The organism is Glaciecola petra (genome assembly GCF_031846345.1).
Classification (GTDB): domain Bacteria; phylum Pseudomonadota; class Gammaproteobacteria; order Enterobacterales; family Alteromonadaceae; genus Glaciecola; species Glaciecola petra.
This window is the reverse complement of sequence record NZ_JAVRHX010000001.1, coordinates 1000689-1013680: the sequence shown is the minus strand read 5'-3', so window position 1 is coordinate 1013680 and position 12992 is coordinate 1000689. Positions and strand designations below refer to the sequence as shown.

Annotated in this window: 9 protein-coding genes; 1 reads left to right on the top strand and 8 read right to left on the bottom strand. The window is 40.3% G+C overall.

Translation table 11 applies throughout. The features are described from left to right. Positions 1–52: 52 nt before the first annotated feature. Both RM552_RS04485 and RM552_RS04480 read right to left on the bottom strand, forming a co-directional pair. Entirely contained in the window at positions 53–2644 is a 2592-nt protein-coding gene (locus RM552_RS04485; RefSeq protein ID WP_311367580.1) for a putative Ig domain-containing protein, read from the bottom strand. A 276-nt stretch (positions 2645–2920) separates the two neighbouring features. Next, a complete protein-coding gene (locus RM552_RS04480) occupies positions 2921–5263 on the bottom strand; it encodes a putative bifunctional diguanylate cyclase/phosphodiesterase (protein WP_311367579.1) in 2343 nt (780 codons plus the stop codon). 267 nt (positions 5264–5530) lie between these two features. Between RM552_RS04480 and RM552_RS04475 the strand changes: the two genes are divergently transcribed. Further along, entirely contained in the window at positions 5531–6265 is a 735-nt protein-coding gene (locus RM552_RS04475; RefSeq protein ID WP_311367578.1) for a hypothetical protein, read from the top strand. 80 nt (positions 6266–6345) lie between these two features. On the opposite strand, the gene rpsO is transcribed toward RM552_RS04475, so the two are convergent. The 6 genes from rpsO to rimP all read right to left on the bottom strand — a co-directional run bounded on the left by rpsO (position 6346) and on the right by rimP (position 12849). Next, positions 6346–6615 carry a 30S ribosomal protein S15 gene (rpsO, locus tag RM552_RS04470; RefSeq protein ID WP_311367577.1) on the bottom strand — a complete coding sequence of 90 codons (270 nt, stop codon included), beginning with the start codon at positions 6613–6615 and terminating at the stop codon, positions 6346–6348. A 172-nt stretch (positions 6616–6787) separates the two neighbouring features. Then, positions 6788–7732, bottom strand: a complete 945-nt coding sequence (gene truB / locus RM552_RS04465) for a tRNA pseudouridine(55) synthase TruB (RefSeq protein WP_311367576.1) — start codon at positions 7730–7732, stop codon at positions 6788–6790. Positions 7733–7739: 7 nt separating this feature from the next. Then, positions 7740–8141, bottom strand: a complete 402-nt coding sequence (gene rbfA / locus RM552_RS04460) for a 30S ribosome-binding factor RbfA (RefSeq protein WP_311367575.1) — start codon at positions 8139–8141, stop codon at positions 7740–7742. Between the two features lie 80 nt (positions 8142–8221). After that, entirely contained in the window at positions 8222–10837 is a 2616-nt protein-coding gene (infB, locus tag RM552_RS04455) for a translation initiation factor IF-2 (RefSeq protein WP_311367574.1), read from the bottom strand. Between the two features lie 23 nt (positions 10838–10860). After that, on the bottom strand, positions 10861–12354 hold the full coding sequence (gene nusA, locus RM552_RS04450) for a transcription termination factor NusA (protein WP_311367573.1): 1494 nt from the start codon (positions 12352–12354) through the stop codon (positions 10861–10863). Between the two features lie 36 nt (positions 12355–12390). Next, positions 12391–12849 carry a ribosome maturation factor RimP gene (gene rimP, locus RM552_RS04445; RefSeq protein ID WP_311367572.1) on the bottom strand — a complete coding sequence of 153 codons (459 nt, stop codon included), beginning with the start codon at positions 12847–12849 and terminating at the stop codon, positions 12391–12393. Positions 12850–12992 lie beyond the last annotated feature (143 nt).

Sequence of the window (12992 nt, the reverse complement as noted above, 5' to 3'; positions counted from 1 at the left end):
ATTTCAAGCACTCTGACCCTTTGGTTAATTTGGTTACTTTAGTTATTCTATTTTAGTTTTCACTAAAGGTGATGTTATCAAAAAACACGATATTGTCTTGTGATCTAGCATTAAAATCAGGGAATACAATAACGTTAGTAATACCAATAGTTTCGGCTCTTCCAATATAACTACTGAAGTCAAAAGTTAGCACTTCCCATTCATTTATTTTGGTGTTAGCGACTTTAAGTTCAGGTTGAGCAGCTTCGCCCACCGAAAATTTTATCCCAACATCACTAATAACAGTCTTATACACCGCTATTCTGACAATTTTATTGCTATTATCCAGAGTAAATGTGGGTCCTGAATCGGTTTCAGTGCCTGCAAATGGGTTACCGGTTTGTAAGGCAGTGAACTTTGCAACCATTGCTGAACCATTCACACTATCTGGATTCTCATTTGCAACTATCTCTAAATCTGGGTCAGAGTCATTTTCAAAAACTTTCCATGTATAGCCAGCGTTACCTGCACCGTCAGCTTCAAAATCTAATGTTACCGGCCCATTTCCAGACGGAGGAGGTGTAGGGTTAGTGCTAGACGCACCATCTCTAAATATCTTAAGGTTATCGATTCTAAATACCGTACCATCGCTATTTGGCGAAAACGCTGGGAATATCATGACCAAATCAATAGCACCTTTATCTAAGCTGCCTTGTAAATCAGCTAAGTTAAAAGTGTAAGTCTGCCATGTATCTAATACTGGAGCCGCATGGGCTTCTTGGGCTGAAGAAAGGGCAACCTGTACTTCTTGTCCTGCACCACTTTCAACTTTCAAAAACCACTCTTGAGGGCCGCCAGAGCTTTGCGTCACTAGTTTTAGATCAAATTGTATTACCCCAGTACTCGCAAATGCTGAAGCATCAAAGGGCATACCGTTGACAGCACCATCACCATCTCTTGCAGTGTATCCGACTACGGTTCCACCTTGGTTTTCGGCTCTGTCGATAGTGAATTCAGTAACTTGACCTTGCTCACTATCTTCGTCTGTGACTAAACTCGCTTGGGTCACGCCACAACATGTCCATGCGGCCCATTCTGCCAGTATTTCATCATCAAATAATGTAAGTGCTAGATCAGTTGGTGTTCCGCCTGGATTTGGCGGTGGAGCAGGTGTAGCGCCATCTTCCATTATACGAACATTATCCACTCTAAACACTGTACCATCACTATTGGCTGAAAAGGCTGGAAATATCATCACAAGATCTATCGCTGATAAATCTAATGAGCCTGTTAAACTTGATAAATCAAAAGTATAGGTCTGCCAAGTATCTAAGACAGGTGCTGAATGGCCTTCTTGAGCAGACGAAAGCCCCAGTTGAACTTCTTGCCCAGCGCCACTTTCTACTTTCAAGAACCAATCTTGTGGACCACCTGAACTTTGAGTAACGAGTTTAAGGTCAAACACTAGGGTGCCGGTGTTTCTAAAAGCAGAAGCGTCAAATGGCATACCATTTGTTGCGCCATCGCCATCACGAGCAGTAAAGCCTACTACAGTGCCGCCTTGATTTTCGGCCCTATCAATGGTGAACTCTACAACTTGATCTTTATCTGCGTCGTCGGTGACAACCGTTGCCTGCGTTACGCCACAACACGTCCAAGTTGCCCAGTTAGGCAACTCTACGTTATCAAAAATAGACAGAGCCACATTTGCCGAAGCCGCTGTCGCAGTAATTGTGAAATTCTGACTAACGCTGTCTGTACCATCTGAAACCGCTAGTTCAACTGGATAATCACCGGCTATATCAGGCGTACCAGATAACACACCAGTAGTAGTATCAAATACTCCCCAAGCAGGTAAGCTTACTGATGAAAAAGTTAAGGTGTCATTGTCACTGTCAGTTGCGGTGATGGTGTAAGTGTAGGCTGTGTTTACCATTGCCATTGTTAATCCATTGCTGGTAATAACAGGTGCAGTATTTACAAACGGAGCAGGACTCACAACAATGGTAAAGGTTTGACTAACGGTGTCAGTACCATCGTTGACAGTCAATACGACATCACTGTTACCAACATCACCCACAGCCGGTGTACCACTTAAGATGCCGGTGCTTGCTTCAAACGACATCCAAGATGGCAACGTTGTTGCGGCAAATGTAAGAGTATCGTTGTCGGCATCTGTTGCCATAATGGTATAACTATATGCCACATTTTCTTCAGCTACAAGAATCGCAGTACTGGTCACAACTGGCATTTCATTTGGTGCAGCTGCAACGGTTATCGTAAACGATTGAGTAACTGTTTCTGTGCCATCACTAATGGTGAGCGAAACTGAAGCACTACCTATATCGTTTTCGCCAGGCGTACCACTAAGAATGCCGCTACTGGCATCAAAATTTAGCCAGGCAGGTAATGTCGGTGCCGCTAATGTAAGTGTATCGCCACTATCGGCATCAGTACCTGTTAATGTATAGGTGTATGCCTGCCCTTCTGTCGCGTCTGTTAAGGCTGTGCTAGATATTACTGGTGCATTATTAACAGGCGGCGTTACAACAGGAGGCGTACTTGTGTCTTCATTACTACTGCCCCCACCACATGCACTTATTGCTAAAACACTACCAACTGCAATCGCTAAATGTTTAACGCTTCTTTTATAATTTTTATTCATTAGAATCCCTATTAAACCAAGAAAAGGTCTTGGCGAAACCTTAGCTGTTACCAAATAACAACCAATACATACCCAAATAAATGTGGCAGCAAAATATAAGTTTTAACCTTATTTACATATTATTTACATGTAACAAATGAGGGCACAACGCAAACAGGCTGAAACGGACGACAAACTTGCTCAGAGGGATAAAAGGCTTTCGCTTAGATTGTAAGGATGTTGTTACTTGAGTTTACTTAATCAATAATTTCGAGGAGTGGGATCACACAGACGAGCTTATTTTGTAACGACTTCTTGATTGAGATACTTCCTTTCAAATTTTAGTGGGTCAATTGGCTTACTATAATAATAACCTTGAAACAAAATATCGCCGTTCAACATAAGCCACTCAACTTGTGCTTCGGTTTCAACGCCTTCTGCAACAGTTGTTAGGCCCAGGTTTTTAGACAGTTGAATGATAGAACGCACTAAGTTTTCGTCTTGTTTATCTAAGGTAATGTCGTTAATAAATGAGCGATCAATTTTTAATTTATCGACCGGCAAATCTTTTAAGTGGCTTAAAGAAGAAAAACCTGTACCAAAATCGTCAAGTGAAAAACCGACGCCCATTTTCTTCAAGCTAAGTATTTTGCTTATCGTATCTTCCATGTTGTTTAATGCGACACTTTCGGTAATTTCAAAGTCTAAATATTTACCGTCTACGTTATGCTTTGTGAGCACCCGCGAAACTGTTTCAATAAAATCGGTACGTGCTAATTGTTTGGCACTAATGTTAACCGCAAACCTGAAACCATCTGATAATAAGTCTCTGCCCTTAGTATCAGCAATAAAGGCACAAACTTTATTTAAAATTCTTTCACCTACGTCTACAATCAACGCGCTTTCTTCCAAAAATGGTATAAACTCAACTGGGCTAATAATTTCGTCGCCCTTGCGCCAGCGCATTAACGCTTCTGCGCCAACCACTTTTTGCGATATTGAATCCACAATCGGCTGCAAGACAAAGTAAAACTCGTCCCTAAACATTGCCTTCATTATGTCGCGTTCAAGCTTTAACAGCTCGGCTGCTTGGGTCGCCATTTCATCTTTAAAAAGTGTTACGCAATTTCTGCCTGCCTTTTTCGACTCATACATGGCCGTGTCGGCATATTGCAAAATTTGATCAGCATTGAAACGGTCTTTTTTAAATAAAACAACACCAACACTTGCTGTTAAGGCATAGCTATGTAGACCAATTTCAATTTCTTTATTAATGCATACTCTCAGTCTCTCGCCCAATACCTCTGCACTATTTGTTGCAACTTCAAGTTCGGTAGATACATTTTCTTCAATACATAGAAATTCATCTGCGCCCAATCGAGCGACTAAATCTAAAAATGAAAACTCTTTTCGTAGTCGACTCGCCAATTTTACTATTAGTTGATCACCTACCGAATGACTTAAGGTATCGTTGATACGTTTAAATTGGTCTAAGTCTGCAATTACCGCAATACCATAAATATCATCATTGACCGATGACTCATTAAGTACATCATAAACTTTGTTTCGATTAGGTAAGTTAGTTAATGGATCAAAATAGGCCAAGGACTCAATCTTTTCTTCTGCCTGAATGCGTTTCGTTACATCAGACGCTGTAATTAAAATACTATGGCCATCGGGCGTTTTGAATTTAACAAACGCCATTTCCATGTGGCAGTCAACATTACTCGCATTTTTAACAGGTAATGTATGATTAAACTGTCGTTTTCGAGAGCCAAGAAAGTCATTTATTGCATCACTTAAATCAGCATCAATAGGCTTAATCACTTCATCTGCTGATCGCCCTTTTAATTCATAAATACTGTATCCATAAAACGTTGCTGCAGCTTTATTTGCGAAAACAAAATTGAGATTACTATCGAGTGAAAAAATCAGTGCAGGGGCGGTATCTAGAATTAATCTAAATCGTTGTGATCGTTCAGTTAAGAGCACTTGCCCAGTGGATATGCGTGACAACATATCGTTGGCGGCATTAACAATTAAACTAAATTCGTCTCTTTCGTGACCAACTAAGTGGTTTATTTTCTGAGTGGCGATTGATTTAGTATTAACGCGTTGAAAACGGTCAGACAAACGCGTAAGTGGAGCTGCTAGTGTAAGGTGATACAAAATACTAAGCGCTAAGGTTAATAATATATAACCGCCTAAGGCAATCGCGAAAGCTCTAATTGCACGCTCGTATACACCCGACAAAGCGACGTGATTATCGATAACCAACACCATTTTACCATAAGAACTGTTTTGACCGGGACTTAACATTTCACCGGATAACTCTACCGTTGACCGAGTAAAATTGGGAACCACTAAATTAAGCACAGAATTATAGGTAAGTGTTGGGTTTGTTGTTTCGTCAAGGTTTTCTTGTCTGGAAAAATCGGCCATGACTTTATTCTGATCATCAATAATGGCGACATAGCTAAAAAAATCAAAATAGGATAAGCCGTTAATGACTTGTTCAGCCATGCGGTCTTCTAGTAAGTAAACCGCATTGCTAGCTGAACCTTTAGCTGCAGTCACGATTGACTCTATTGTTTGTGAAACTTCTGCTTGGCGTTGACGAAAGTCAAATATAGTTTGCATAAAAGCCATTAAAAGGCCCAAGCACACAAGAAGCACTAAACTTCTTACACCTAACGTGAACGACAATTTGGAGTTTAATTTCATAAGCGTCTGTTTTAACTTCTGAATTGTAATAATAGTTTAATTATTAGCAGCTTGCCAACTAATTCTGTATCGGCAAATTAATAAAAAGTATGCGCTTTTTAAAATATTTAGTTACATGCCGAACTTGATGTATTATATAAGGACTAATATTTATAAAATTGTTGTAGTTAAAAGGAATAATAAGTGTCTGGACAGAACAAAGACAAAGACTTTGCACCAATAAATGTGGACGTAAATGATCGTATTCCAGTAGCCAGCCCTCGTAACGCGAGCAAAGGAACAACTCAAGGAAACTCCAAAAATAGCAGCGGACTTACTGTCATTGCCCTATTAGTAGCTCTAGCAGCTTGTGGCGCAAGTGGATTTTTATATACCTTGCATGAAAAAAACCTAGCCCTAATAGATGAAAAAGAAAAACGCTTACTAAGCCTCGAGAACAGGTTGTCTGCAACGGGGGAGGAAATGGGTAATTCAACGATAGCATTGCAGGTTAAAGTGACTGAGCTATCTGAAAAATCTGAAGAGTTGTGGGAACAAATGGACAAACTTTGGGCTTCTGCATGGAGACGCAACCAGACAGAAATAAAATCACTAAGTGAAGAAGCAAAGAAGTCTCAGCGCGAAGTCTCAGGCCTTATTAATACGCTTAAGACCCAAGTAGCTAGCAACCAATCGAGCATAGGTACCACCCAGCAGCGGATCGATAGTGTTAATTCAAAAGTTTCTGCTCAAGCAAATGAGATGCTTTCAGCTACTGTGAATCAAGAAGCGGTTCAAGAAAACATTAACCAACAAGATAGAAAAATTAGAGAAATGGCTGAAAAAATCATTTTGCTTGAAAGAAGAAATACCAACCTATTGAAAGAACTTCAAGAAATAGAAAGCAGACTAAATGCAGTAATCAATAGAACCGTTTAATACTTAAGATTTTCACTGATATAAAAAAAGCACCCAAAGGTGCTTTTTTTATAATTCGTTAAGCTGTAAAAGCTTTTTCTTTATCGACGTAAACCTAAACGCTTGATCAACGCTAAGTAACGCTCAGAGTCTTTACGCTTTAGATAATCAAGTAATTTTCTGCGTTGACTAACCATTCTCAAAAGACCACGACGTGAATGGTGGTCTTTTTTATGATCTGCAAAATGGCCCTGCAATTTATTAATGTTATGCGTTAATAATGCAACTTGAACTTCAGGAGAGCCAGTGTCTCCCTCTTTAACGCCGTAATCGGCAATGATATTTGCGGTTTCTGCTGTAGTTAGTGACATGTGTTTCTCCAATGTTTTTGTTAAGCAAGTCCAATCACTAATTCAGACTCACCGTAAGAGCGACGCATTATATAGAAAGCAGTAATTTAAGCAAGATATATATGGCCAATATTTTAATGGGCTGTATGCCCGTCATTACAAATAAAACGTGGTTATCCTAAGCAATATCGGATTAAGACTCATAAACAACCAATCTTTTTGGATTTATCCTTTTATCGGCACTACACTCAGCTAATCCAAGAAATAAATCATTATGGTAAATACGCACAAAACATTGTGGATTAAGCGTAACTTTTACGCTGTCAAGATCAAGACTTTGTCCATGCATGAATGCCTTGGCGTCTGTTTCGCTAATATTTACTTTATCTAACCTAGAAATAGCAATATCCATAGGTAATAGCAAAGCATCCAAAGTGTTAAAGCTACCTAGGATGTTCCGGTCTGTGTCTTCGTCTAGCTTATCTAACTCTTTAAATGACATCATTTTGCTGGTATCAAAGTGAGCGACGCCAGTGCGCCTTAACGCGACGACATGTGCCCCACAACCAAGGTTTTGGCCTAAATCGTCGATTAACGATCTAATATATGTGCCTTTTGAGCAACTAACATTTAGTGTTAATATGTTATTTTTTAGACTTCGCCAATCTATATTATATATTTCTATATCGCGAGCGGGTCTATCAATAACTATACCTTGCCGTGCATAGTGATATAGTGGCTTTCCTTCATGTTTTAAAGCCGAGAACATCGATGGCACTTGCTTTATTTTACCCAGAAAGGTATTCAATTCTTCTTTTATTTTTGCTTCAGATACCTGTACCTTGCTAGTTTCAACAATTTCACCATCAGAGTCAGAAGTATCGGTGCGCTCGCCAAGTTTAGCGCTAACCAAATAGGATTTATCAGCATCTAACAAAAATTGTGAAAACTTTGTCGCCTCTCCCAAACAAATTGGCAACAAACCAGTGGCCAGAGGATCCAAAGCGCCGGTATGACCCGCTTTTTTTGCATAGAAGATTCGTTTTACTTTTTGTACAACAAAATTAGACGATACGCCCGTGGGTTTATCGACTAGTAGCACGCCGTTAATAGCGCGACCTTTGCGTGTTCTACCCATTATACGATTAGACTTCTTTGTCTTCGTCAGGTGTTATCTTTTTTGCTTCATCCGAAGCAATTGCTTTATTTACTAGCTGAGAAATTCTTGCTCCCTCTAAAATAGAACTATCTCTAAAAAAATGAACGGCCGGAATGTTGCGCATGCGCACTCTCCTGCCCAAAATTCCTCTTACAAAACTTTCATTTTCTTTTAGTTTAACTAAGTCTTTTTTCGCTTTTTCTTCATCATTAGCATAAAACGTAATAAATACTTTTGCATGTGCTAAGTCACGTGATACTTCTACATCCGACACTGTAATCATGCCGACCTCTGGCTCACGATGCTTAAATTCTTGCTGTAAGATTAAAGCAACTTCTTTGTGTATTTGTTGCGCTACTCTGTCAGTGCGGGAAAACTCTCTAGCCATTACATTCAACTCTTAAATCATAGTCATTTATTGACAAAAACGGAGGCATAAAGCCTCCGCTGTTATTGTGTTGAGGTACTTTAAATTTCGCGTTTAACTTCTACGATTTCAAAGACTTCAATTTGGTCGCCCACTTTTACGTCGTTATAATTCTTAACACCGATACCACATTCAATACCTTTTTTAACGTCTTGAACATCGTCTTTAAAGCGGCGTAAAGACTCAAGCTCACCTTCGTAAATCACTACGTTTTCACGTAGTACACGAATAGGATTGCTACGTTTAATTACACCCTCAGTGACCATACAACCCGCTATAGCCCCAAGTTTAGGTGATTTAAACACGTCTCTAACTTCAGCTAGACCTATGATTTCTTGTTTAAATTCAGGCGCAAGCATACCACTCATCGCTTGTTTAACTTCTTCAATCAACTCATAAATAATACTGTAATAACGTAAATCAATTTCTTCTGCTTCAATCATTTTTCGAGCGGTAGCATCTGCTCGAACGTTAAAGCCAACTACGATTGCTGATGAAGCCGCAGCCAAACTCGCGTCTGTCTCTGTGATACCACCGACACCACTGCCGATAATATTCACTTTTACTTCATCCGTAGAAAGTTTGGTTAAACTATCTGATATCGCTTCAATTGATCCTTGAACATCTGCTTTTAATACAATGTTCAAATCACTCACATCGCCACTTTCCATGTTTGCAAACATATTTTCTAACTTAGCTTTTTGTTGCTTCGCTAGTTTAAGTTCACGCTGTTTAGTATGACGTTTGGCGGCAACTTCTCGCGCTTTACGCTCATCTTGAACCACTACTGCGTTTTCACCTGCAATAGGTATACCTGACAAACCAAGCACTTCTACCGGAGTAGAAGGACCAGCGACGTCAATACCTTTACCATTTTCATCGCGCATGGCACGCACTCGGCCATACTCTTCACCACATAATAAAATATCACCGGCACGTAACTCACCTTCTTGCACTAGTACAGAAGCCACGGGGCCTCTACCTTTATCAAGACGTGATTCAATGACAATGCCTCTGGCAGGACCTTCAGCAGATGCTTTCAGATCTAACAATTCTGCTTGTAAACTAATCGCTTCGAGCAATTCTTCTACACCCATGCCGGTTTTGGCCGAGACGTTAACAAACTGATAATCACCGCCCCATTCTTCAGAGATAACTTCTATTTGTGAAAGCTCTGTTTTAACCCTTTCTGGATCGGCTGATTCTTTATCCATTTTGTTAACAGCAACAATTAACGGAACATCCGCAGCTTTACTATGTTGAATCGCTTCTTTTGTTTGCGGCATTACCCCATCATCTGCCGCTACAACTAATATAACAATGTCCGTAGCGGTTGCACCACGAGCTCGCATCGCAGTAAATGCGGCGTGCCCTGGTGTATCCAAAAATGCAATACGGCCGTTCGAAGTTTCTACGCTATAGGCACCAATATGCTGCGTTATGCCTCCGGCCTCGCCATCAGCAACAGTAGACGCTCTTATAAAATCAAGTAGCGATGTTTTACCGTGGTCGACGTGCCCCATGATGGTTACTACTGGCGCTCGACTTTTTATAGCACCTGCTGAGCTTGCTGCTACTAGCTCTTCTTCAAGCGCGTTTTCATTCACAATTTCGTACTTATGACCCATTTCTTCAACAACTAACACAGCTGTTTCTTGGTCTAGCACTTGGTTAATTGTCGCCATTTCACCCATTTTCATCATGGTTTTAATGACTTCAGTACCCTTGACCGACATACGACTAGCCAAATCACCAACTGTTATGGTTTCACCTAGTTTGACAATTCGTTCAACGGGCGCCACAGGCTTATTAAAGCTATGTTTAAGATCTTCACCTGCGTTCTTTTTACTCTTTTTACGACGTCGACTTCCACGCTCCACTTGCATATCTTCTTCGTCTTCAGCTTCTTGAGCATAGCGATTAGAATGCAAATGTACTTCTTCGGCCTCTTGCTTTTTACGACGCTCTTCTTCTTCTTTCCAACGCCGCTCATTTTCTTCAGCTAATTTCTTAGCAACTTCAGTCGCTTCCTTAGCTTCTTTTTCAAGCTTTTTCTGGGCTTCTTCTTCCTGTTTATTTTGTAACCTTTCTTCTTCTGCACGAGCAGCTTCTTGTGCTTTTCTATCTTTATCACTTAATTTAGCGTCCGCTCGACGTTCTTCGGCTTCTTTCTTTGCTTTTTCAGCTCTAGCAGCACGTTCAGCATCTTGTTTTTTACGAGCTTCAGCAGCTTGTTTAGCTTTCTCTTCCGCTGCTGCCCTAGCAGCTTTCGCAGCTTCCTCAGCTTTTTGTTCAGCCTCTAAACGTATTTTTTCTTCTTCAGCTTTACGTTGTGCTTCTTCTTCTGCTAACTTTTGAATTTCTTCGTCAGAACGCTTCACATATGTACGCTTTTTACGCACTTCCACCTTTACCGCTCTAGATTTACCTAAGCTAATAGTACTTGTTGTTTTGCGCTGTAAAGTCATCTTTTTGGGTGCCTGCGCACCTGAGCCACCATGTTGCTTGCTTAAAAAGTCTAACAGTGTCTTTTTTTCTTCTTCGGTAACACTGTCATCTGCAGCTTTGCTAATGCCTGCATCTTTAAATTGTTGTAATAATCGGTCAACTGTAGTGCTAATATCACTCGCTAACTTTTCTATGGAAACATCTGCCATATCTGATAATTCTCCTAATTGACCTATTCTTCGTTAAACCAAACAAGGTTTCTAGCAGCCATAATTAGCTCCCCTGCTTTTTCCTCGGTCAACTCTTCGATGTCGCTTATTTCGTCGGTGCCCTGCTCAGCTAGTAGTTCAAGGTTTGTTACGCCTCTGCTAGCAAGTAAATAGGCAACATGCTTATCCATACCTTCTAAGTCAAGCAATTCCTGGTCAGGTTCTGCTGATTCTAAGGATTCTTCATTTGCCAAAGCACGCGTTGTCAATGTGGCTTTTGCTCTATTTCTTAATTCTTCGACAATGTCTTCATCAAGTCCTTCAATTCCTAAAAGCTCATTTACAGGAACATAAGCAATTTCTTCCAAACTAGTAAAACCTTCATCTACTAATACAAGCGCAAAGTCTTCGTCAACGTCTAGGCCATCAGTAAATACTGATAATACTTTTTTGTTTTCTTCTTCATGCTTAGTCGTTAAATCTTCCACAGTCATGACATTCAGTTCCCACTCAGTCAACTGACTAGCAAGGCGTATGTTTTGACCATTACGACCTATCGCTTGCGCTAAGTTGTCGCTTTCAACTGCCACATCCATTGCCTTAGTATCTTCATCAACTACGATAGATGCTACTTCGGCGGGCGCCATTGCATTAATAACAAACTGCGCCGGATTTTCATCCCACAACACAATATCTACACGCTCTCCGCCAAGCTCGCTTGAAACCGCTTGCACACGAGAACCACGCATACCCACGCAAGCACCAACCGGATCAAGGCGTTTATCATTTGTTTTAACCGCAATTTTTGCACGGGCACCAGGATCTCTTGCCGCCGCTTTGATATCTAATGTTTCTTCAGCAATTTCGGGAACTTCTAGGCGAAATAACTCAACCAACATATCTGGATGAGTTCGGCTTATAAAGAGTTGGGCGCCTCTCGCTTCTGGTTTAATAACATATAAGAGACCACGCACTCGGTCACCCGGTCTAAATGTTTCTCTAGGTAACATATCTTCTCTAAAAATAACGCCTTCTGCATTGTTTCCTAAATCAATAATGATATTGTCTCTATTTACTTTTTTAACCGTACCAGTGACTAATTCACCTACTCGGTCTTCGTACTCTGCAATCATTTGCGCGCGTTCAGCTTCACGTACTTTTTGCACAATAACTTGCTTTGCTGTTTGCGTAGTGATTCGGTCAAAAGCAATTGATTCAATTTGCTCTTCTACAAAACCGCCAAGTTCCATATCGGGCTCATCAATCTGCGCTGCTGATATTGTAATTTCAGCAAATGGGTTTTCTTGTTCTACATCATCTTCAACGACTAACCAACGTCTAAAAGTGTCAAAATCGCCTGTTTCTCTATCAATAGAAACACGTACTTCTATGTTACCGTCGTTTTTCTTCTTGGTAGCGCTCGCTAATGCAAATTCAAGAGCCTCAAAAATCTTTTCTCTTGGCACTTGCTTTTCGTTTGATACAGCTTCTGCTACTAATAATATTTCTTTACTCATTCTTGCCTCATTGCTCTTTAACCGAGCGTAATAAGTTTAATCAAAATTTGGTACCAAATTAGCTTTTTGTACATTGTCATATGCTAATTCGAATCGTTCTTTATCTACTTCAATGGTAAAACTGTCTTCATTACAAGCAAGCAACGTGCCTTTATAATTACGTCGTCCTTCTAGTGGCATCGACAAACGTAAATCAATTATTTCATTTATAACACTTGCATAATGAGATGGTTTAAATAAGGGTCTATCCATACCAGGAGATGATACTTCTAAGTTATACTCGGTGCTGATTGGATCTTCTACATCTAACACCGCACTAACCTGATGACTTACTTCAGCACAATCATCAACTTCAATACCATTCTCAGAATCAATATATACCCTCAGTGTTGAATGCTTACCGGCTCTTACAAATTCAACACCCAATAGCTCGTAGCCCGCGGCTGATACCGGTGCGTCGAGCATTGCATTTAATTTTTTTTCAAGTTGTGACAATCCCAACTCCACTTTTTACATACAAAAAAAGGGCAAACAGCCCCGTACAAACTTTGTTTTAATAGGCTAAAACCTGAACAAAACAAACAAAAAAGCCCCGAACAAGCGGAGCTATCTAAGAATAGCCATGGCGTAATACACCA